9 protein-coding genes and 1 tRNA gene are annotated in these 23,998 nt (G+C 48.6%); 8 read left to right on the plus strand and 2 right to left on the minus strand.

Annotated features, from left to right (window positions below; genetic code table 11):
• Window positions 1-13 precede the first annotated feature (13 nt).
• The 3 genes from ACFQ2I_RS07885 to ACFQ2I_RS07895 all read left to right on the plus strand — a co-directional run bounded on the left by ACFQ2I_RS07885 (window position 14) and on the right by ACFQ2I_RS07895 (window position 17,821).
• A complete protein-coding gene (locus ACFQ2I_RS07885; RefSeq protein WP_377563399.1) occupies window positions 14-7,600 on the plus strand; it encodes an S-layer homology domain-containing protein in 7,587 nt (2,528 codons plus the stop codon).
• A 90-nt stretch (window positions 7,601-7,690) separates the two neighbouring features.
• Window positions 7,691-17,125, plus strand: coding sequence for a chitobiase/beta-hexosaminidase C-terminal domain-containing protein (locus tag ACFQ2I_RS07890; protein ID WP_377563400.1), 9,435 nt, complete (start codon window positions 7,691-7,693; stop codon window positions 17,123-17,125).
• 24 nt (window positions 17,126-17,149) lie between these two features.
• Window positions 17,150-17,821 (plus strand): S1C family serine protease, encoded by a 672-nt coding sequence (locus tag ACFQ2I_RS07895; protein ID WP_377563401.1) that lies wholly within the window; start codon window positions 17,150-17,152, stop codon window positions 17,819-17,821.
• A gap of 219 nt (window positions 17,822-18,040) precedes the next feature.
• Here ACFQ2I_RS07895 and ACFQ2I_RS07900 read toward each other — a convergent pair.
• Both ACFQ2I_RS07900 and ACFQ2I_RS07905 read right to left on the minus strand, forming a co-directional pair.
• A tRNA-Val gene (locus ACFQ2I_RS07900) sits at window positions 18,041-18,113 on the minus strand.
• Window positions 18,114-18,281: 168 nt separating this feature from the next.
• Window positions 18,282-18,458 (minus strand): YjfB family protein, encoded by a 177-nt coding sequence (locus ACFQ2I_RS07905; RefSeq protein ID WP_377563402.1) that lies wholly within the window; start codon window positions 18,456-18,458, stop codon window positions 18,282-18,284.
• Window positions 18,459-18,662: 204 nt separating this feature from the next.
• On the opposite strand from ACFQ2I_RS07905, the gene ACFQ2I_RS07910 reads away from it, so the two are divergent.
• From ACFQ2I_RS07910 to ACFQ2I_RS07930, 5 genes are all read left to right on the plus strand, one after another.
• Entirely contained in the window at window positions 18,663-19,118 is a 456-nt protein-coding gene (locus ACFQ2I_RS07910) for a double zinc ribbon domain-containing protein (protein WP_377563403.1), read from the plus strand.
• 57 nt (window positions 19,119-19,175) lie between these two features.
• Entirely contained in the window at window positions 19,176-19,805 is a 630-nt protein-coding gene (locus ACFQ2I_RS07915; protein WP_377563405.1) for an HAD family hydrolase, read from the plus strand.
• 174 nt (window positions 19,806-19,979) lie between these two features.
• Window positions 19,980-21,881 (plus strand): heavy metal translocating P-type ATPase, encoded by a 1,902-nt coding sequence (locus ACFQ2I_RS07920; protein WP_377563406.1) that lies wholly within the window; start codon window positions 19,980-19,982, stop codon window positions 21,879-21,881.
• Between the two features lie 41 nt (window positions 21,882-21,922).
• On the plus strand, window positions 21,923-22,483 hold the full coding sequence (locus ACFQ2I_RS07925) for a cysteine hydrolase family protein (protein WP_377563408.1): 561 nt from the start codon (window positions 21,923-21,925) through the stop codon (window positions 22,481-22,483).
• Window positions 22,484-22,509: 26 nt separating this feature from the next.
• Window positions 22,510-23,949 (plus strand): nicotinate phosphoribosyltransferase, encoded by a 1,440-nt coding sequence (locus ACFQ2I_RS07930; RefSeq protein WP_377563866.1) that lies wholly within the window; start codon window positions 22,510-22,512, stop codon window positions 23,947-23,949.
• Window positions 23,950-23,998: the final 49 nt, after the last annotated feature.

Here is a 23,998-nt window from a genome sequence, read left to right on the forward strand (position 1 = left end):
TGGAGGTGCCAGAGTGAGAGTGGTTAAAAGAACGATGATAGCTTGCCTTGCGTTTTTCGTCTTTTTTATGGGGCAGGGGGGTATCATTTCATATGCTGCTGAGGAACTGACAGGACCGGAAGTAACGGTTCTGAAAAATGATTTAATTAAAATAACAGTGGATAATGCGACGGGGCGTTTTGGTATTCGTACCATTAGCGGACAACCTATTCGCAAAAACGATCAGCATGTTAACATGCTGTTTCAAGGAGATAATCCCGAAACGTCGTTCACGACGTTTCGGATCAACGGCAATGATTATATTTTCGGAAATCCTTACAAATTTGCAGTCGACTTTTTCTCCGAAATTACAAAGCCTAGAATTGTAGAAAATACAAATGGCACGAAGCAAATTGAGACGATATGGAGCATAGAAGGTGTAGATATTAAGCAAGTCTTGATGCTCTATATGGATGTAAATGATCGGAAAAATGCGGGGAATGTGAATGTACGTTATGAAGTAAAGAACAAAAGCGGTGCAGAGGTGCAAATCGGCTCACGTATTCTGCTGGATACGATGGTTGCCGGTAAGGATGGTCCCGAATTCCAAATCGGGACCACTTATCGATCGCCATTGACGGTTGAACGGAAGCTTGTGCATGATCCCGAGGCGATTGGTATACCTGCAGAGGATGTGGCTTATTATAAGCTTCCTCCTTATTGGGTCATGCGTGACAACCTTGATCTGACGAATCCGCTTGCTACGAATGTAATGGCTTATGGATTCAATAATATTGCGGAGAATGGCATCAATATCGTTGATGAAATGATTGTTGGACATTGGAATGGTTTGGCGAATACGAAGTGGGATTACGAAGTGAATCCTAACCTTGACTTTACAAGGGACACGAATGATTACGGGACGGCTGACTCGGCTGTAGCGTTATATTGGTGGCCGAACAGTGTAGGCGCCAATCAATCCATTTCATTTGAAACGGTGTACGGTCTAGGCGAGGTGATCGATCCGAACAAAGTGTTCTCGATCCGCTATCTTGATCCTGTTCAGCAGTTGGCGGCATTGCCGGACAATAGCGGTTATGAGGATGAAGGCATCTTCGATATCCATGCGGAGATCGAGAATTTGCCCGCTTTTAAGATGGAGCATTCTCAAATTCAATTGGATATGACGTTGGAAGGCGGATTGTCTTTTGTCAAGCTGGACGAAATGGGAGAAATCGTGCGCGATGGGGATGGCAATGCGCTGACTGAGCCGTTCCGATCGAAGGAACTGATCTTTAAGAAGCCTGCTACACCGGAACAAGCGGAGCAGGGGATTATTCCTAAGTATGAGCCGGGAGATACGATTACAGCGAGCTTTAAAGTCATGGGCGATGGTCGTGCCTGGCCATCGACAAGACAATATCTATTGACAGCTCGCAGCCCGCAAACCGTGGAAAAACTGGCTGCCTTGCCGGATTCAATAGATGAAGGGGTGCGAGCTGAATTCGAATCATCTAAGGCAGGCTTTATCCTGCTGCCCGCCATTGGCGATGCCGCGGCAACGTACGCGTATGAAGTATCGCCGAACGAATTGTATAGCAGTGATGTGAAGTATGTAACCGTCAATCTAACCAATATCGAGGCGTACAATACAGGGGACGAAAATACCGAGCCAAACTTTGATTTATATTTCAGAGAAACGGTGACAGGCAAAAGATATAAAGTGCCTGTGGAGGAGTCTGTGCTGCTCCAGCCGACAGACAGTGGGTTAACGGGTGATATGCGTATCACTTATCGCAATGGCGCATTAGTCAATGATGCCGGTGAGGTATTGGCGTCGGATCTTGGACCGAAGCTGCCGCTAGGTGAATATCAAGTTGAGATAGATTATAAGGGCGATGCAGGTGGAGATCCCGAATTGGCGGCTCTATTCGATATAACAACATCTCAATCGTTTGTCGTAACTGACAATAATATCGCACGTATCAGGGAAGCAGGTCTACTTGCTGTTTATAAGCAGACGTTTGATTTTGATTTAGTGCCTTTAAATGCAGATAAGGAAGATTTGAAGGAAATTAATGAAATTTTTTATCACAAGCCATTCCAGCCTGGAACAGCGCTAGCAGGGGCCAAGCAGAATCTGGTTGAGGCAAGAACGCTGCTTGCGATAGAAAGTCGTCTAATCGACCCGAACTTGGAAGTAGATAGCTTGTTCGATGCTGAAGCACTTAAAGAATTACCTATGTATAACTATAAGACGTTTGAAAGTGAAGAAGATCTAGAGGCCTTTTTTGAAGACCGCGATGATCGGGCGCAACTTGTCACGATAGAGGGCATGATTAGAGAAGTAGGCACTGGCAAGGATGCGACTGCTGTTATCGATACGACAACTGAACCGGCGATCATTAATGGCGCGGTTGCATATTCAGGTAAAGATTTAGTATTTGTACGAGGGCAACTTGAAGTGTTTGGACAATCCTTCGATGAGACCCCTCTTTTAGACACGTTATTTGTGAAAGGAGATGGCGTACTCAGTGTAGCGGGCAGCGGATTTGTTTTTCATCGCGGCGAGTGGACAATTGACTTCTTCAACAGCTTCGATAAAGACCTGGAGGCTGAAGTGGAGCGTCCAGGTGGGGATGATGGAAGCGAAGAGGACGAAGAAGGGAACGATAATCCTGAAGACGACTCCTTGAATGGAGGTCTAGCGTGGGCAATGGGGGAACTGGGCAGTCGATTAAACCCCGTTCGTCAGATTATGATCCCACAAGTTTACTTCAATGCGCAGACGATTTTTAGCATTCCGGGTCTTGTCGTTGGCGGTTTCGGATTTCAGTTTAATGAAACAACACTTCGACCGGGCGGTGTTTCGTTTGGTGGCTTTATCTCCTTTAAAGTCGTTGCAGGTGAAATTAAAAATGTCGTATTTAACGACAAAGGCTTTGTCGGTGTCGATGCGGCGCTCATGTTCGAGCTGGAGGAAGATCTGGGCCTGTTCAAAGGGAAAGCGGGAGATACAAGCGGGGAGCTTTCGGTTGTACACTACGAGCAAGCAGTCGAGGGCGTTTCTAACTCGTATGGTCTTCAGTTCGAAACGGAGCTTGCGAACATTGGCGTAATCGGAGTGGAGCTGGCATTTAAGCAGGTTGATGATGGACGTATTTTGCCGGATGTTGTTGGTTTTAAAAAGGGTTTTCCACAGCCGGGTATTTTGATTACAGGGGCAACTTATCTGACTGAAATTCGCGGCGCTCTGCGTGAACTTGCGGATACGATTGCCGGTGGAACGTCAGAGGAGCCGTTTCCATTGACGCTTGAAGCAGGAGCTTCGCTTCGTTTTGGCGTAGCGCCCGCCTATCATTTTGGCGATATTGACATGACGCTGAAACGAACTGGTATAAAAATAGAAGGCGCGTTAGCATTTTCGACAGAACAGGATCCGTCTGATGACGATCTAATTCCATTACTTACAGAGGCTTTGCTTGAAGCACAGTGGGTGACACCTTGGTTTGTACGTCTAGGTGCCGAGGTGGATGTGATGGGATGGAATATTATTGTTGGGAACGCGAGTATTTTTGTAGGGCAAAATTTGGAGAAAAATCGCGTTGATTTTGAAGGGTTTATCGGTGCAAAGGTTATCGTGCCAGAAGATGTTCCAATCGTTGGTGGGATACCTTTAAACAGTGTGTTCCTCGGTGTGAATAATGAGAAGGTGTGGGGTAAGATTGGTGTTCTGCTAATTAGCCTTGGCATTACGTATTATTGGGGGGGCGGAATCGAATTCTCCACTTCCGATGAACAGCTGCCAGAGGGTCTGATTCATATGGTAATCGAGGATCCGGAGGATGGTCCTAAACTATTCGTTATCGGTCACGGCATCGAGACGGTAGCAACATCATGGCACAATCCGGAAGCAGAGACGCAAGGTATCGTATATCGCGAGGTGGCTGAAGGCGTCAAAGTCATTGAGCAAGGTTCAATGAATGTCGGCATGGGAGGCATCGTTGTGTCCAACGGCGGACGCTTGCATAAAATTCCGATGAATCAAGTGCCTGGCAACGCATTAATTGAGGTCACTTATGACAGCGAAGAGCTGCCAGAGCTTACATTAAAAAAAGCTTCCGGCGAAGTATATCCGATCGTCATGGACAATACAAACAGCAACCCTGAGGCTAACGCATTTACACAGTTCATTCCGGCAGCCAGCTCATCAGATGGCACGGATTCACGCAAAGCCTATATTATCGTTCCACAAGATGAGCTTGAGGGCGGCGGTGAATGGTCACTTGTTTCCACTGCGGCTGTAGAGACAAAGCTGTTGAGCGTACCCGTAAATCCGACGTTGTCTGATGTCGCGCTTACCAATAACATGCAAAACAGCAATCAGTTTACTGCATCGTGGAAAGTGAATCATGCTCAGCCTAATGATACCGTCAGCTTATATTTGGCTGAAGACCCGGTAGCTGTACATTCTACAATGAGCATAGATGGCGAAGATGTTCTGAAAGCCGGGGATGCAGGCTTGTTGCTTGCAAAGGATTTGCCTGTTGATATTGGCGGCGGTACCGCTAACGATGTGACAAGCGGCAGCTTTCCTATTGATGTGACACAGATTCAACTGCTCGGTGAGCATGAGGATATTCGAGGGCTGCTGCGTCAAGGGAATTATTATTTGCGGGCAGAATTGAAGTCAGCAATTGGCTATGAGACACAGACTTCAAAGGAGAAATTTGAACTGATAGATCCGCTAGCACCGGGTGATGTGCAAAATGTTGAAATTGATCCAGCCGGCAATGGCATGTTTGCACTCTCCTTTAAACCTGCTGACATAAAGCCTGGACATGAGCAATTCCAGCATAGCTATGTTGTTGAAGCGCTAGTACAATCTGAAGGAGAGTACGTTTCGTATCGAAATTTCTCAGAGCTGATGTTCACACATGAGGAGCTGGAGCGTTACTGGAATCCGGTTAGTGGGGAATATGAAGACATTCCAATTGGCGGTTGGACGAAAGTGGCGTTGCCTGATGGCGACAATGATGTAAGTGCAAGCCCCGAAGAGCGATATATAGGGTTGGAGACGGGACGTCAGTACGTCATTGGTGTGTCAGCAGTGACTCAACCAACGGAAGCAGCGGACAAAAATGAAAACTTCCATTTCGCCAACAGAGTAGATAGTTCATCCACTCTGCTGCCAATCCCTTCCTATCCGCAGCTGCGGGCTGCTGGTGACGCGAGCTTCGGTGCCAAGATCGAGATGCTGACCAATAAGACAGCGCAATCGCTGTCCATTGTGTCCGATCAAGCCAATATAGAGGTAGAAGCGTTTTATAACGGTGAGTCGCTAGGTGTGACGCAGCTTCAAAATGAGGGCGGCTATAGTAAGGGTGAAATCACTTTTGATGCATTTGTTACAGATGGAACGTATGGCATTGAATTAATGGCACGCAATACGAATACGAAGGATCGTAAAATAACGATGCTTTATCTTAAAGTAGATACGCTGGCCCCTATTCTTTATCTGGACAAGCCTGTAACAGGTGACCGGACACAAAACGGGAAGATAAGGGTGCAAGGCCAGACGACGAATGACGCCAACTTGACGGTGAACGGCACAAAAATAGCAATTGATCGCACCGGCAATGGCGAATTCTCAGCCGACATCCCGGTGGCATCAAGTGAACCGAAGATATTGCTGAATATCGTTGCACGCGACGATGCCGGTAACGAGAATCGTGCATTAGTAGAAATAACGAATGATGCTTATCAGGCTCCCGTAGGACTGGTGCTTCGTCCTGTGAAGCTGACGACGGATGAGTCGCATAAGCTGGAGGCTTCACTTAAGCTGCCGGATGGACGGGATTCGGAAGGTGAAGCGCAATATAAGCTCGTTCCGATTCCGGACAGCGACTACGAACAATTACTTACCTTCAATGTGTATACGGGTGATGCTGTAAGTGTGAAGGCTGATGGGGTATTAACGGCCGAGGAGGTCGGCGCCAGCCTGGTTCATGTGGAATATCGTGTTTCTGAAGAGGTGAAGCTGCAAGCTGATCTGCCAGTTGTCGTTGCCTTGCCAGAGCCAGATGGTCTTGCAGATTTGAATGCTTATACAACAGCTGTGCCTAATAAGCAAGATCAGACACATGTTTCCGTGACTAACGCAGGCGATTTAATTGGCCATCAACTGGTTTATCGTGTGATTGCGGCGAATGAAGCGGGTGAAAAACCGCAGTTCAAAGAAGATCTGAGTGAATGGACACTGCTCCCGGCTAACGGAGTGGTGAATGTTGCGGCAGGAAGCAAACTGATCGTAGCAAAACGGACAGCTCTGACGAAAGAAGCCGTTGCAGCAACGGGCATTATCGTACCCAACCGGTATGTGCCTGGCAGCGGAAGTGGCGGCGGCGGTGGTATTATGATTCCTCCAACTACTGGCGGAAATCAATCACAAGAGCTGTACTTGAATGGAACACCGATTAAGAGTGAGTGGGAAGGAAATGTCCTTGTCGCGAAGGTGGATGAGAAGGATATAACAGCGCTTGAAGACGATGGAGAACGGCAATTCGTCATCTCTTCTACAGACGCTTCAACAAAAAATATCTTGATTTCATTTAGTAAAAATGCTATTGAAAAGCTGGCGGCATCTGGAAAGCAAGTAGTTATTGATTTGCCAAACGCAAAGCTAACGTTACATCCAGAGAAGTTGCAGGCATTGGACGGTGAGCTTGAGATCCGTATACAGCCCAATCATGACGCTGCTCAGCAATCGGCCGAGCAAGTGGCGAGATCGTTGGGGGCTTCCCTGCTAGGGAAGGGAGAAGGTGTTACGGTGTCTGTTAATGTTCCGATATCTGTTGAGAATGGCGGGATTCATGCTGTGAAGGTAGCCATCCCTGATAATATTCGTGTTCAGGACATTACAGCGGTTGTGCTCCAAGGACCTGACGGAGCGTGGACGCCAGTGCCTTGGCAGCTTGAAATGCAGGACAACCGTGCGTATGCGAGCCTCATGTTGACTGGAGAGGGCAGCGTAGTCTTCCTTCAAAACAAGAAGGCGTTTGTCGATGTTAACGCCGATTTCTGGGGTAAATCCGCAATCGACGAAGCTGCTTCCAAGCTATTGATGCTCGGTAAAGGTGGAAATGCATTCGACCCGCATAGCGGTGTTACGCGAGCCGAGTTCCCAACGTTGCTGCTTAGAGCTTCTGGTCTGATGAATCAGGAAGCGGTTGGCCGCTTCACTGATGTAAGCGAAGGGGATTGGTTCAAGCAGAGTGTTAACATTGCGGCGAAGCTTGGCATCGTTACAGGTACTGAGAATGGACGCTATGAACCGGGGAAAAGCATTAACCGAATGGAAGGTATGACGATGGCCGGTCGTCTGCTTCAAGCAGTTGGTGCGGGCAGTGAGCTTACGCATTCGGAAATTGAAAATATTCTGGCCGCGTTCGAAGACGGGGCTAGCATTCCGGATTGGGCAAGAAAACCTGTTGCACTTGCGATCCATCATGGCATCATTCAAGGATCCAATCTTCGCATTGACCCCGAAGGAAGATTGTCTCGGGCACAGGCGGCAATCATTGTTGTACGTATTGCTCAATTATTGAGTGATCTAGTGTAAAGTTTCATCAGCAGTGTACCCGCACACATCTCTAAAGATGGGTGCGGGTTTCGTTGAGTAATAGGAAGAGGAATGAGAGGGGAGAACATCATGGCTAAATTGAATACGACTTCAGCAAGGATCATTATCGTGTTACTTGGTGTTATCGTTATTGCTGGATTTGGAGTAAGTGTTCTTAACGCCGGCACGAACGATTGGACGAATTATGCGGAGATGGACTGGTATCGAGATCAGCCCGTTGATCCTGGATTTACCATTCGTACTGCAGAAGAGCTTGCTGGTATTGCAGTGCTCGTCAATAGTGGGGAAGCGAACGGATTTAAAGACAAAACCATTATGATTGATAATGACATCAATCTATCGGCACATAACTGGGTGCCGATTGGAACAGAAGAGCATCCCTTCCGCGGCACTCTATTCGCCAATGGGGGCAATATTCGGCTTGATGGATTGAATTTGTACGGACAATACCGCCATGCGGGATTCGTCGGCAAGGCGGTGGATGCCTCGATCGGCGGACTGACCATCGGAAATACGGGTGGATATCATATTAGTGGAACGGTGGACGTATATGCCGGATCGATAGTAGGCGAGATGGAAGGTACGACCGAAGTTTACAATGTGACGAATGAAATGAATATGAAAGTAGAAACAGGAAGTAGCCGAGCGTTCGTCGGCGGTATTGCCGGACTTGGCGAATATAAACTAAGCAATTCCGTCAACAAAGGGAACGTTGAAGTCAATGGGCTTGCTTATGCAGGCGGTATCATCGGTATTAGCAGCGTCGAAGGTCTTCGATTAAAAAAAGTGGAAAATGATGGTGTCATTCAAGCTGATGGGCAAAATGGCTCCAACGCACATGCTGGTGGAATTATCGGTGCTGTGCAAGGAACGCTTGACATGCAAGAAGAGCATACGTCAATTGTGAATCGGGGAGATGTTATTGTAAAAGATGGACAGTCCAGTTTTGCTGGCGGTGTACTGGGGATACTGGAGAGCAGCAATATTGCATATTCCGTCAACACGTCGAATGAAGGAGCGGTTCAAATTAATGCGAGCTATGGCATAGCATCAAGCGCAGGCGGCCTGGTGGGAGCCATTACAGTTCCGCAAATAAATACGGTGGATATTAGCTTTGTGAATAAAGGCAACATAACGAATCGTGGCGGACATCAAGTTCATACAGGCGGTATTGCAGGCTTGGTGCAAAGCGAATGGACTTGGAGTAATAGCATGTCTAACGATGCTAACATAAGTGCAATCGGAATAGAAGGTATCTATACGGGTGGATTAATTGGCAAGACGATTGAGGATATGATCTTCAACGGAACAGCTCAAAACACTGTGAATGGCTCAATATCCGTTGCTCCAGTCGCAGAAGCATATACGGGTGGACTCATCGGTTATACAAATAAGCGAGTTATGTTAGAGGATACAACGCCAAATGCTTATAGGAATGAAGCGAGCATTACGGTGACGGGAGGAGGAACCAGACTTTATACGGGAGGTATTATTGCCAATCGCACTTATTCCAGTACGACAGGTGTGCCTGCAAATGTAAATAGTGTTGGCGCCATTTCAGTGTCGGGTCATGCTCAGCTTTATACGGGCGGCTATGTGGGTATGTTATCGAGCGAAGCTGTAGATCAAGCGATGGAGGGTGTGACATTCCCGAGTGCGATTACTGTAACGGCAGCTTATTCTGATCCACATGCCATGGTAGCTACAGGAGGTATTATTGGCTACTATGAAAGCAATAACGTCCCGTCCAGCCTGGATCGTCTTGCGTTTGCAGGCATACTGGATGTGTCTGGCGGTGAGCATGTCTATACGGGCGGCATAGTGGGTTATGCAACTGATGTGAAGATGACTGAAGCGAAAGTCGGCAATACATCGGCTGCGTATGCTTCCATTGCATCTGACGGTCATGCCGGTGGAATTGCGGGTTATGTATCTGGCACTATAGCTGACTCAGTCGTGTCACATCTGGAGCTGAACGTGACTACACAGAATGGGTACGCGGGCGGGATTGCCGCTAAGGCACAGGGCGTTATTACAAGCTCAACGGTAGGTGACGCCTCAGGCAATGTGATGGACAGTGTCCGGTTCGCAGGCGATGTGACCCATGCGCCGCAAGGAGAGAATAGCGTTGTTATCGGTGGTATTGTCGGTGAGAATGATGGGGCGCTGCACATTCAGCATCCCTCCCGTGTGAACAATATTGTACTGCTGTCAGAAGCGGCGCGATCGAAGTATACATTTGGCGGTGTAGCCGGTGTGCTTACAGCGGACGCAAAGGTCGGCGCAGATCAAGCGCCGGTAAATGTGAGCAATATTCAATTTCCAGTAAATGCGAACAGCAGTGCAATTGGCGGGGCAATCGGAAGCAATGATTCCACTGAGCTTTATGTGACATCGGATACCATTGAAATGGAAGCAATCGGTAATGATCTGCAGGTCGGCGGTATCATCGGTTTGAATAAGGCTAGTTTGCATATGAATTCGTCGAAGCTGGAGGCTGTGCGAACAACTTTGACCGCTAGTGGAGATGCCGCTCGGATTGGCGCAATCGCTGGCGAAAACAAGGGGACTATTCTCAATAGCACAGTAGAGGATGGAACGATTACAGCAGCAGGTACAAGTAATGCTGCAGGTGGAGTAGTTGGGATAAACAGGGGTACGCTGCAGCGTATTGATGCCATTAATATGACAATTCAAGCACAAGCGGCAGGAGCGTCAACAGGCGGCATAGCAGGTCGCTCGGAGCCGGAGGAAGGCACGAGTACCAAGCCGTTAATCGAAGATGTTCAAGTGGAGCAGCGTGACAGACTATTGATGACGGTGTCTCAAGAGAATGTTCATGCCGGAGGCATCGTAGGTTATGCCCTGGATACGACAATCGCACAACCGGTCGTCAGCGCTTCTACCCCGCAATATGTCATCATGAATACAGCCGCAGCTTCAACTCGCATCGGCGGCATTGCAGGGACGATGGAGAATGGAGTCATTCGTGGAGATGGTGTGAACACGAATGTAGCCAACCTGCTGGTGACGACGCAAGCCGCAGCCGCAGGCGCTTATGCTGGTGGTGTTGTCGGCTACAGCAATGAGACGGCTCTGGACAAGCTTGCTTTGAAAACGGCGATTCTCACACTATCTGGAACCAATAACATAGCTGGCGGCGCCGCAGGCTATCATCTAGGCTCAGAGGATGCCGTCATTTCGAATGTATATCTGGATACCGTTAGTATGAGAGTAATGCCGAATGCGGAGGGAGCAACGGTCGGCGGCGTTGTGGGACTCAATGCACAACGTACAGGAATAGATCCGGTGACGAATCTGAAGACAGCAAAGAGTACGCTGCATAACAATCGAATTATCGGAAATCTAGCCAATCCGGACTCTCCTGTTATTGACATTAAAGCGCCTGCAGCGACAGCGGGCGGACTTGTTGGCCAAAACAACGCATTCATCGCAAACAATAGTGTTAGTGATCGGATTGCCATAGCTGTTACTAGCAACAATAGCGTCATTGGCGGACATACAGGTGTCAATGGAGCAACGGGAACGTTATATTACACGTATGCCAATGCGAATATGACGATCGGTGGAGAAGGTACAGTGGCGGGCGGATTGGTTGGAAGCAATGCAGGCCGCATATACGATTCTTACGTTGACACGGATCTGACGGGAGCAGCGTATGGTACAGTTAACGCTTTGACGCCTCTAGGCGGATTGGCAGGCATAAATGATGGTGTTATTCATGCGTCATACAGCGCTTCAAAGGTAACTTCCAACGGTGCATATACGATCGTTGGCGGATTAGTAGGTGCACATCGTGCAGGTAGCATTACCAATTCTTATGCCGGCAAAGATGTTAAAGCGAATGCGACAAATTCCTATGCGGGCGGCTTTGCGGGAAGGATTGTCAACGGTACGATCGCAACGAGTTATTCTGCTGCGAATGTGACGGCTATAGAGGGATCATATGGGGGCGGATTCGCTGGCCGATACGATAATGAGAGCAAAGCTCTCTTGACCAAGAACTATTACTTGAAAGATGAAGCAGTGGGTCTTAATAAGGATTTGCCAGATTTTGCAGAGGGCAACCATAGATGGCTTAACGTGCCGGCGCGATTAAGTACGTTGCTTGCCAGCACGTTGCGTGACCGAGATGCATTCCCCACTTTGTCTGGATGGGATTTTGCCAATGTGTGGCGTTACGGCTCTTTGCAAGCAGCATACTTATATCCGGAGCTGATTCGTACGCCCAATAGCGGCGGAGATGATGGTGGCGGATCAGTGAATGCGGATGTGGCATGGTATACGCATGATCCGTTGAAAATGATCTATGAAATCAGTACCGAGGCGGAGTTGTCCGGATTAGCGGAAATTGTGAACGGAACTGTGCTCGGTGTGGAGCGTTTTGATTTTGCCGGACGTGAAATCCGTGTAACAAACCCTATTCATATTCAATCTGCGGAGTGGACGCCAATCGGTATTCGTGAGACTGCAGCTTTTAAAGGGACATTTAACGGAAATGGACATCTCATTGATGGGTACTCCATCAGCGCACAGGCTACTCAGGTATTTGCCGGGTTGTTCGGTGTCATTGCTGCGGAGGGACATGTGAAAAATGTCAAGGCAGAGCCTTTGTCCATTGTCGGAACGGATACGGCTGGTGCACTGGCGGCCGTTAATCGCGGAAAAGTGACGGGCAGTGAGGTCCATCTTGCAGATGACACTACAATTAGCGGTAAAAAGGTTGGCGGCGTGCTCGGTGTTAACAGGGGTGCGCTTACAGGAATTAAGCTGACATCGGGGTCTGAGGCTGCTATAGAGGTAACTGTTGATGAAGGCGTTGCTGGCGGTATCGTCGGTGACAATGAAAGGGATATAACCGCACAAAGCATGATTGATTTTAGTTATCAAGGAAAAGTGACCAGTCTCGTACCAAACGCGACGTTAGGCGGATTCATTGGCAAGCAGGTCGGTAACGTAACGGGTATAAATCTGGTCGCGCAAATGAAGGTTGTATCAGATGGTGAGCATGTCATTGCTGGCGGTGTCATCGGCCAATATACAAGCGGTGATATGGAGAATGTACAAATTATGCTGCCAGGTGCTGTTGTATTGCGAGGACAGTCCTCTATAGCAGGTGGCGTAATCGGTGTATCTTCCACTAATCATATAATGAAAAGTGTCTCCCTCGCTTCGACTATATCCCAGGCTGCTGTAACAGGCAATGGCACAGTGGGTGGGATGATTGGGGTGAAGATCGGAGCGGGACAGAATAAATTCGATCTTGATAACGTAGAGGCGACAAATATAGCAATCGGTTCGTTTGCCGAAAGCACACATACGATTGTTGGCGGGATTGCAGGCACATTTACGAACGGCGTTTTGCATGACGCTCATTTCAAGGGGAAGCTGAGCCCGCAAGGAGAGCGAGTGACAATAGGCGGAATTGCCGGTGTCGTTAGTGATAGTCTGTTGTATGGGGCAGAAGCAGAACCTGAGATGGTATTTACTGCACGAGCGGGTGAGTCCGTGCTGGGTGGTATCGTCGGTACAATGTCAGCGGCAGATACCAATCAGGCCTTTACCTTTGGAAGCATGATTCCACTGTATGTCGGCATGTACAATGCCAAGGCGCATACAGCAACGATAGATGCATCTTATGCAGGAACAGAAGCTGATGTTGTAGTTGGCGGCTTAGCCGGTAAAAACGATGGCGCATCGCTTTATTTTTCAGAGTCTTCGATAGGATTGCGAGCAAGTGGATTCCGTTCTGCGACGGTAGGCGGCTTAGTTGGAGAGAGCTCAGGCATGATCATACAATCGAAGGCAAGTGGGTCCATTGCTACTGGGCAAAACACCTCAAGTGCAGTTGGAGGTGCGGTAGGCAAGGCTGAAGGCGGTGAGATCCATTATACGCATGTTACTTCTGCATCAGGAGAACCAATTGCAGTGCATGGCACTGTAACCAGATTGCCTGTGCTGCCGGAGGTGTTTGCGGGCGGTTTTGCCGGAGTGTTAAATGGCGTGAAGATAACACATGCAACTTCTGATGTTCATGTTAAAGTGATAAGTGATAATCAAGAGGATTCCTTGTATGCGGGCGGTTTTGCCGGTGTTATGGGGGATAACGCGATTGTACCACATGGTGCAGTTGATTGGGCTTACGCAAAGGGTACTGTTCAAATAGATGGTGTGACTAGCGCATTTGCTGGCGGTTTTGCAGGATCTATTGACCGTTATAGCATTACGAATGCTTATGCGGAAGGGGATGTTGCAAATGTGGGCTTCGATACGCGAAGCGGTGGCTTTGCAGCAGAACTGGAGCGAGGAGCAATGATTCAACATGCATACGCCCTCCAAGCTCGTATTTCTGCTAAAGGTGTAAATGGCGCGACGCGGGCTTATGCTTCGGGATTTACTGCATACAGTGAAGGTCGCATGGAGAACGTGTACGCAGGCGAAAGTCAGATCGATCTGGATGTGACGGGTGCAAGTGCATATCGTGGCGCCCTCGTCGCTTACTTGTTCCGTGACGGTGTCGTCAAAGATTCAGCTTATGCAGCCAATATAAAGGCAATAGGTCATGAACTTGGAACGACGACGGGGGTTGTACAAGAGAATCGAAGAGACAAGCTTGGTGTGGAGACTTGGTATCTCATGGACGATGCATCGTTCTTGATGCGAGCAGGTACGGACATAGTTGTCACCAATGCGGGGCAATTATTTGCAAGCGTGCAGCTCACGAATGAAAGCACAGGGCTTGCTTATCTCCAATTGTTTAAACGTTCAGCTGTGGATAAGCTTGATACGCCAACGCTATTAGGCGGAAATATCGATTTGTCGGGACTTCATTGGAGACCTTATGAGACATTTGCCAACGTTTTTGATGGACAGAATCATGTCATAACCGGATTGATGTTGAAGGATACGCAGGCTGCAAATGTAGGTTTTATGAAGGAACTGAACGGTACGATTAAAAATGTAATATTCACACAAGCGGATATATTGGCCGTTGAAGGTGCTTACGCAGGTATCATCGCAGGCAAAAATAAAGGAGTTATAGCGGGAATTAAAGCAGACGGAAAGGTAAGTGGAGGTGTGAACACAGGCGGCATCGCGGGCCTGAATGGGACAGGAGCAACCATTGACAACAGTGAAGCAAGCGCTGAAGTAACGGGAGCGGAAGCTGTTGGCGGTATTGCCGGTACGAATGATGGTGTAATCACACAGACGAAGGCAGAAGGCAAGGCAAGTGGAGGTGTGAACACAGGCGGCATCGCGGGCCTGAATGGGACAGGAGCAACCATTGACAACAGTGAAGCAAGCGCTGAAGTAACGGGAGCGGAAGCTGTTGGCGGTATTGCCGGTACGAATGATGGTGTAATCACACAGACGAAGGCAGAAGGCAAGGCAAGTGGAGGTGTGAACACAGGCGGCATCGCGGGCCTGAATGGGACAGGAGCAACCATTGACAACAGTATAGCAGGCGCCGAAGTGACGGGAGCAGAAGCTGTTGGCGGTATTGCAGGCACCAATGAGGGTGACATTCGCAGATCGTATGCATCAAGCATCGTTAAAGGCATGAATGCCGGTGGTATTGCAGGTGATCATAAAGCAACGGCTGCGATTGAAACCGTCTTTGCTTATGGCAATGTTACAGCAACTGGTACAGAAGCGAATGCAGGAGGGATCGCTGGCGTCACAAGTGGTCGCATTGAAAACAGCTACGCGTCCGGCACAATAAAAGCGCGTGGTGATCAGCTTGCTCGCGCAGGCGGTATTGCCGGCTATGCTGAAGCAGGCGCGATTATGCTTGTTATGGGCTACGGCGAAGCGCATGCCACAATTGATGGGAAGGTATCAAAGGGCAAATCGTTCTTCGGTGGTATTGCTGGCCAAAAGCTAGAAGCCGTTACGTTGACAGCAGGTATCTTTAATCAGCAAATGCTGCGCGGAAATGTAGCGTATTATGATCATGCGGGCAGCCAAAAGGCCGGGAACGCTGCCAACGCTTTAGGTCAGACGGCTGAAGTGCTAACGGCAGGTGTGCTTCCTGACGAATTTGACAATCAAATATGGAGCCAGGAGCAAGGATTTTTACCGCAGTTGCAATATTTTAACGGAAACCCTGCTGCAAAGCTTAGCACAGCAACTATATGGCTTGCGGCAGATGAGCGTATTTATGAGATGAGCGAGACATTCCAGGCCACCCTTCATAATGCGGTTCAGTGGAATGCTGAAGCTGCGGCATTTACGATTGGAGCTCATGCTGTTCAAGGGGTAATTACGGGTGAAAGTGCAGTCGATCTCACGGTGAGTTCAGGAGGTTTATCTCGTACCTTTACGATTAATCATCCACGTCCTCCATATGAAAGGAAAGCGCAGGTTCCATCTTTTGTACAAGAGCCAAAAACATTTACCGAAAAGGTTGAAATTGAGCTTGTAACAGAAGAACCGGATGGCGTAATTTACTATACGCTGGATGGTACGGCGCCCGGGGTGAATGCTTCCATCTACACCGGACCAATAGAAGTGAGCAAGACAACGACTGTAAAAGCAATTACTATAGCTGTAGATTTGGAGAAAAGTGAAGTGGTAACGGGAACATGGAGCAAGTATACTTCAGGCCCCAATATTGGTTTCCCGGTCATGCCTACGCCACCAACAAACAAGCCTGTCGCTGTATACGTCGGTGATAAAGAGTTGCCGCTTGAAAGTAATGAGCCAGTTGAAATTGTGCGAAATAGCAAGCTGACACTAACAGTGCCGGAGGGTGTAACGGTATATTATACGACAGATGGCAGCACACCGACGAAGGAGAGCAAGGTGTACAAGGGTGACTTGCTTATTCGAGAAGATATGACGCTTCAATTCATGACGGATAAGGATGACACGGTTATATCACTCGACTATAAAGTGAAGCCAATTTCTTTCGATATGAAGGATGGAGCGGCTCAAATGCAGTATATGTCCAGTTATGAGGACGGCAGCTTTGCGCCGGATCAGGCTATTACACGATATGAGTTTATTGCGAGTATGTCGCGCTTGCTAGATATTGAAGATGTACCGTTAGGCACACTTCTCCATGACGTGCCCCTTCATCAAGAAGAGCTTGTCGCCAGATTTGAATCAGCGGGGCTTGTTACGGGGTACCCTGACGGGACGTTTGGCGGAACCAAAGGGCTTAAGCGTTCGGAGATGATTGTTATTCTTACTAAAATGTTAAAGCTTCGTGCAGGTGAAGCAAACGAAGCCGCATTCGTAGATTTGGAAGGTCATTGGTCTAATCAATACGTTAGCGCCTTTAAAGAAGCAGGTTACATTCAAGGTTATCTTGACGGCACATTCCGACCCGAACGAGAAATTTCACGTGCAGAGACGGCTGTGTTAATAAACAAATTACTAGGGAAGAAAGTGTCTAAAAATGATGATAAAGTATCAGCTTTCCCTGACCTCTCGCCAGATCATTGGGCATATGATGACATTATGGCCGCCGTGCAATAATACAAAAAAGGAGATTGGAAGCACATGAATAAAAAGCTCACAGCATCAATTCTCCTTGTCGTTATAGTAGCCAGCTTCTTTGCAATGATTGAAACGGAAGCAGAGCAACCAAAACGGTACGAAGCGGATAACATTTTTCATAAGTCAAATGCGTCTCTATTTTATCTGCGAAACATTGGGGAGTATGAGACGGTTCGCTCGGTAGGGACAGGTGTGATAATTTCTGATGAAGGATTGGCATTGACGGCCTATCACGTCGTAAAACATGCGGTCGAGCTTGAAGCTGTATTACAGGATGGACGCAACGTATCGGGTGTTAAAGTTGAAGCGTATGATGAGGGAAATGACGTAGCTTTGTTACGGTTTCCCAAAGTCGAAGAGGTTGAGGCATTCTCTGCCTTGCCTCTACGTCCGGGTGGGGTCAGTCATGGTGAGACAGTATTTGCAATAGGGTTTCCATTAAAGGAAACCCCAATTATTACTCAAGGTATTGTGAATTCTCCTGAAGCGAAAATTAATGGACGTTCGAGAGTATTAACCTCTGCTGGGATTGTTAGCGGTATGTCGGGAGGGCCTTTGCTGGATCAAGAAGGTCATGTGGTGGGCATTATATCGGGATCACTGCGTACAATGCCAGGAATCCATTTGGTTGTTAGTATAGAAGAGGTAGCAGAACTAGTGGAGGATTTTCAATAGACTGGGCTAATGTAATCATGAAGGTACCCTGTTGTTTGTGTGGGGTACCTTTTTGTGGTTCTTTCACTACCGGTGCAATGAGCTTAGAATAAGCCGGCGAAATCGGACAAGGGAATTGGTTCGAGTGCAAGCGATGCATTGTTCTTCCCGAAGTCACTGTCCGAAAAAAGAAAAACCGCAAACCCATTAATAGCAAGGGCTTGCGGATTTCCATAAGTATGATCTGTAGTGGGCTCGAACCACTGACCCCCACCCTGTCAAGATGGTGCTCTCCCAGCTGAGCTAACAGATCCAATCAATTAATGACAAAATATAATTTATCATATTTCTCTGGTACCGTCAATAGATTTATTCTACATTATTTTTATTATTCAGTACAATGGAGTGACTGAAGGCGTCCCGTGATTTCTCACCTGGATGAAAACCCGCCAATGGCGGGTTTTTTTGTAGGATAGAGAACTTAAACGCGAATGTCGAGGTTTTTTCCGACATCGGGATTAAGACTGGCATTCATCATTTGAACAAGATTCTGGCCTTGCTGTTCCGCTTGGCCTTTCGCCATATGCATGACCTTCAGGCTGGCAGCTTGCGACAGGGCAGCCTGATTCATAGCGACGGATAGTGCAGCGATATCCACCATAACACCTCCCTACTTTCCATATCGGCAACCTATACAATAATTATAAATCAATCTGTTGTACGTGATACACTAGGGGACTTAGCACGGGTCATGTAATGGTTCTACTTAGATAGATCAGTCATATTTTGGTATACTGGGGTAGTGGTTCGGTGTATTTGCCCAAGAGAACGTGGATCAATCTTTTATCGGGAGGTGATCTGAATGGCCGTGAAAATATGCGGCAACTGCGGCGAGGCGAATAGGGAAAACGCCCTTCTATGCACGGTGTGCAATGATTCGCTCAAGGATGCCAAGCTGGAGGGAATTAGCAACGAAGACAAAGGAAGACTGTTCGGAACAGGGAAGCCTCGTAACACAATCTGCTCGCATTGTAGTGAAAAGATAGACGCGCAATCGTTGAAATGCAAATATTGCGGCAATGTGAATGTAAAGCCGACTAATTATGCTTATTATCCAGTTGAAAGCAATACGGGCTGTGGCTGTTCTGTGGTTTTGCTCTTTATTGCGACTTTTTTGATACCGCTAGTAGGACTAATCGTAGGAGGGATATTTGCATTTAGCGACGACCCGGATAAGCAGGATTTAGGTAAAATGCTGCTTATATTTGGTATCGCAATGATCGTGATTGGCATTATTGTGGGCATTATTGTTATTTAGCTATTCTCTGGAGTAAAATGTGGATGCGTGTGAATAACCTTGAAAGGGTGTGAAGCGATGTATAAGACGATTATTTTCGATGTCGACGGGACGTTGATCGATACGGAAAGGGCTGTGCTGGGATCATTGCGACGGATGCTGAAGCAGGAATACGGTCTGTCTTACGAACAGGACGATCTCGCCTTCGTGTTAGGCGTGCCGGGTGCGAGCGTCCTGCAGAGACTTGGCGCGCCTGATGTGGCAGCGGCTAACGAGCGCTGGAATGAACATATGAAGGACTTCAAGCACACCATGTCAATATTCGAGGGCGTTACGGAGTTGCTAGGCGAGCTGTACCGGCGTAATGTGCGGATGGGCATCGTAACGTCCAAGACGAAGTCGGAGCTGAGAGACGACTTTATTCCGTTCGGATTGATGGAATACTTGTCCGTTGCCGTATGCGCCAGCGATACATCACTTCACAAGCCTCATCCGGAGCCCTTACAGAAGTTTCTGGAGCTGTCTGGAGCCGATCCTTGTACATCCATTTATATAGGCGATACAATCTATGATTACGAGTGCGCACGAAGCGCGGGGATTGCCTTCGGGCTTGCGTTATGGGGCGCTAAGAGCAGAGAGGGCATTCATGAACAACATGCTCTGGTAAGTCCTTCAGATGTGTTGACGCTTATTGACGATTCATTGTGATTTTTATCATTTACTTTTAACTATTTTTGTTTTAGAATGATTACTATAAAGTTGCCTCGACGCAAGAGTTAGGACAATTGAATAGGGCGAGTCCAGTCTCGCATGACATGCTGCTTCCGGAGACGGAAGCAGCATGTGTTATTTTCGGGGCAATAAAAGTGTGAATCATTATCAATGGATGAGGAGTGGGACATCGTGACAGCAGCGCGTATCAGCAAGCTGATGAAGAGGAATATGGAAGGTGTCGCTGCATTGGCGAGCGGAGTACTCATTGTACTTGCATGGGGAATGGAAGTAAGTATGCAGAAGTTATCGGTTGTACTGTATCTGCTGGCGTTCTTAATCGGAGGCTTCTATAAGGCCAGGGAAGGGATGCGCACCTTGTTGCAGGAGCGGGATCTTGATGTGAATATGCTTATGCTCGTAGCCGCTGTGGGAGCGGCAAGCATCGGTTATTGGATGGAAGGGGCCATATTGATCTTTATATTCTCATTGAGTGGAGCGCTGGAAAGTTACACGTTGGACCGGAGTCGTCGCGATATATCTCGTCTGATGGCACTGAAGCCAGAATCTGCCGTGCGCTATTCGGAAGGCCAAGAACAGATTGTGCCGATTGAACAGCTTGTGGAAGGGGATATTATCGTTATCAAACCCGGCGAGCGTATAGCTGCAGACGGCACCATCATGCAAGGAAGCTCCTCAGTCAATGAAGCGACCATTACAGGCGAGTCGATACCAGTGGACAAAGAGGTCGGAGACGGTGTGTTCGCGGGCACGATGAACGGACAAGGCGCTCTGTTCGTAAAAGTATCGCGGTCAAGCGAGTCAACGCTGTTCGCCAAGATCATAGCGCTCGTACAAGAGGCACAGAGCGAGAAGCCTGCCTCTCAGCGGTTCATGGAACGATTCGAGCGAATTTATGCCAGAAGCATTATGATGGTTACTGCTCTTATTATTGTCGTTCCTCCCGGGCTGCTGGACTGGACATGGCAGGACTCGTTGTATAAAGGCATGGTATTTCTCGTCGTCGCTTCGCCTTGCGCCCTCGTGGCATCCATCATGCCGGCGATGTTGTCTGCCATTGCAAGAAGCGCGAGGCAAGGGGTACTATTCAAGGGAGGAGCCCATCTGGAGCATCTCGCAGATGTCAAGCTGGTCGCCTTCGACAAGACAGGAACATTGACGCAAGGCAGACCAGCCGTTACAGATATTATTGGCTATGGCGGCTACGGAGAGATGGAAGTTCTGCATGCCGCCGCATCCATCGAGAGTCTGTCAGAGCATCCATTGGCGAAGGCGATCGTGCGCGGCGCGTACGATCGAGGTATCCAGCCTGACCGCGCACAGTCTCTTCAAGCAGTAACGGGATGGGGTGTACAGGCGCAATGGCAAGGCTGCCTCTGGCGAATTGGCAAGCCAAGCCTTGTTGACAGGAACAGCCTGACAGAGGAGCAGGTAGCGGTCATTCATCGATTGGGGCAAGAAGGAAAGACGGTTATCGTCATCGCTCGAGAAGAAACGATCATCGGGATCATTGCGCTCCAGGATACAATTCGCGCCGAAGCGAAAGGTACGATAGCCGCCCTTCGGGAACTGGGCATAAAGGCGGTCATGCTGACCGGTGACCAGCAACGGACTGCAGATGCGATTGCAAGTGAAGCTGGTATTGATATGGTCTTCGCGGAACTGTTGCCAGAACACAAGCTACAGCAGATCAAACAGTTGGAGGAGCGTTATGGGCCTGTTGCGATGGTCGGTGACGGAGTGAATGATACGCCCGCGCTTGCGACAGCAACAGTGGGGATTGCGATGGGCGGTGCGGGAAGCGATGCCGCACTCGAGACGGCCGATTTGGTGCTCATGAACGACGGCATTGACAAAATCGCGTATGCGATCCAACTAAGCAAGCGAGCGCGCCGTATTATTAGGCAGAATATGATTTTCTCAGCGGCCGTAATAGCGCTATTAATCATAACCAACTTCACATCTGGCATCTCACTTCCACTTGGTGTGATCGGACATGAAGGCAGTACCTTATTAGTTATATTGAACGGACTGCGCTTGTTGAAACGGTAGTCGCAGTTGAATCCTATACAAAAAAAGGGAGGCTGACAACGATGAAAGCACTAATTGTCATCGATTACACCAATGATTTCGTAACGGGCAAGCTACCTTGCGGAGATCCGGCGATTGCCATAGAGAAGCCCATTATACGACTTGTAGAACAATTCCTGTCAAGTGGGGATGAAGTCGTGATGGCTGTTGATCTACACCGAGAGAATGATCTCTGTCACCCTGAGACGAAGCTGTTCCCTCCTCATAACATCGAGGGGACGGACGGGAGAAAGTTGTACGGGGCGTTACAGTACCTTTATGAGAAAAGTGAACAATTCATGTATTGGATGGACAAAACGAGATACAGCGCATTTTGCGGTACGGATCTTGATATTCGGCTCAGAGCAAGAGGGATAACGGAGCTTCATCTTGTCGGCGTATGCACCGATATTTGCGTACTGCATACTGCGGTTGACGGTTATAACAAAGGGTACTCGCTTCATATTCATGAAGATGCGGTGGCAAGCTTTAATCAAGCGGGGCATGAATGGGCGCTTGGACATTTTCAGCATACGCTGGGAGCTGCTTTATGGCACGATGGATGCATGCGGCGAACAGAATAGAGGACAGACTTCAAGGAGTGAACACAATGACCTATGACAATCTGACGCTACATACTGATAAGTACCAGATTAATATGATGTATGCGCACTGGAAGCAAGGGACCGGCGACCATCGTTCCGTATTCGATGTCTACTTCCGCAAGCTGCCATTCGGCAACGGATTCGCGGTATGCGCAGGCCTGGAGAGGGTCGTCCGTTATATACAAGGCTTGTCCTTCGGCGAGGAGGAACTGGTTTTCTTGGCCGAACAAGAGGAAGCTTACGATCCTGCTTTTCTGGAGGAGCTGAGAGCTTTCCGGTTCAGCGGCGACTTGTACGCGATGCCGGAAGGAACGCTTGTCTTTCCGGGTGAACCTATTATGCGAATTGAAGCGCGCGTGTTCGAAGCGCATCTGATCGAGACGGCTATACTTAACTTTGTGAATTATCAGACGTTGATCGCTACGAAAGCAGCTCGCATAAGAGGTGTGGCGGGGGAAGACTCGTTGTTGGAATTCGGAACGAGACGGGCGCAAGAGGGGGATGCGGCGATATGGGGAGCTCGCGCTGCATATGTGGCCGGATTCGACGCTACATCCAATGTTAGAGCGGGCATGCTGTTCGGTATTCCGGTCAAGGGCACACATGCGCACGCCTGGGTACAATTCCACGACGACGAACAGGAGGCGTTCGATCGTTATGCCGACAGTCTGCCAGACGGCGTCACCTTACTGGTGGACACCTACGACACATTAAGGAAGGGCATACCGCATGCCATAGCCACCGGGTTGGCGCTTCGGGGTCGCGGCAAGGCCATGAAGGGCATTCGGCTCGATAGCGGGGATCTTGCCTACCTGTCCAAGCAGGCACGCAGAATGTTGGATGAAGCGGGGCTGCATGATGTGAAGATCGTGGCGTCCAATGACTTGGACGAGCATATCATTTTCAATCTGAAGGCGCAAGGCGCGGCCATCGATATTTGGGGTGTGGGAACTCAGCTTATTACGGCTGCGGATCATCCGGCTCTTGGCGGCGTGTATAAGCTGGTCGCAAGGGAGAGGAATGGAACGTATGATCCCGTCATCAAGATTTCTTCCAATCCGGAGAAGGTGACGACCCCGGGCATTAAAGATGTATATCGCATTATGAATGCAAGCACAGGAAAAGCGGAAGCTGATTATATTATGTTGAAGGATGAGGGGGCGATTGATGGAACTCCCCTTAGACTATTCGATCCCGTACATCCTTATTTGCGGAAAATTGTGGACAATTATATCGCTTTCCCATTGCTGCAGCCCGTCTTCCACGACGGTGAGCTTACGTACAGGCTCCCATCACTGGCTGAGATCCGCACATACCATCGCGAGCAGTTAGAGCAGTTCTGGCCGGAATATTTGCGTAAGCTGAATCCAGAGAGATATCCCGTGGACTTAAGCGAGGAAGTGTGGCAGTTGAAGCAGAGCCTGCTGCAGAAGCATCGGGCATGAGCGGAAAGCAGAGGTCATTTCGCCCATACCATATCCGCGGATGCGCATA

Source organism: Paenibacillus chungangensis (assembly GCF_042675905.1).
In the GTDB taxonomy this organism is placed as follows: domain Bacteria; phylum Bacillota; class Bacilli; order Paenibacillales; family Paenibacillaceae; genus Pristimantibacillus; species Pristimantibacillus chungangensis.

What these genes read in the sequence shown, in the direction of transcription:
- ACFQ2I_RS07920 (WP_377563406.1), top strand. Translation starts at nt 19,980, where the DNA reads ATGGATGAGGAGTGGGACATCGTGACAGCAGCGCGTATCAGCAAGCTG.
- ACFQ2I_RS07895 (WP_377563401.1), top strand. Translation starts at nt 17,150, where the DNA reads ATGAATAAAAAGCTCACAGCATCAATTCTCCTTGTCGTTATAGTAGCC.
- ACFQ2I_RS07890 (WP_377563400.1), top strand. Translation starts at nt 7,691, where the DNA reads ATGGCTAAATTGAATACGACTTCAGCAAGGATCATTATCGTGTTACTT.
- ACFQ2I_RS07910 (WP_377563403.1), top strand. Translation starts at nt 18,663, where the DNA reads ATGGCCGTGAAAATATGCGGCAACTGCGGCGAGGCGAATAGGGAAAAC.
- ACFQ2I_RS07925 (WP_377563408.1), top strand. Translation starts at nt 21,923, where the DNA reads ATGAAAGCACTAATTGTCATCGATTACACCAATGATTTCGTAACGGGC.
- ACFQ2I_RS07915 (WP_377563405.1), top strand. Translation starts at nt 19,176, where the DNA reads ATGTATAAGACGATTATTTTCGATGTCGACGGGACGTTGATCGATACG.
- ACFQ2I_RS07930 (WP_377563866.1), top strand. Translation starts at nt 22,510, where the DNA reads ATGACCTATGACAATCTGACGCTACATACTGATAAGTACCAGATTAAT.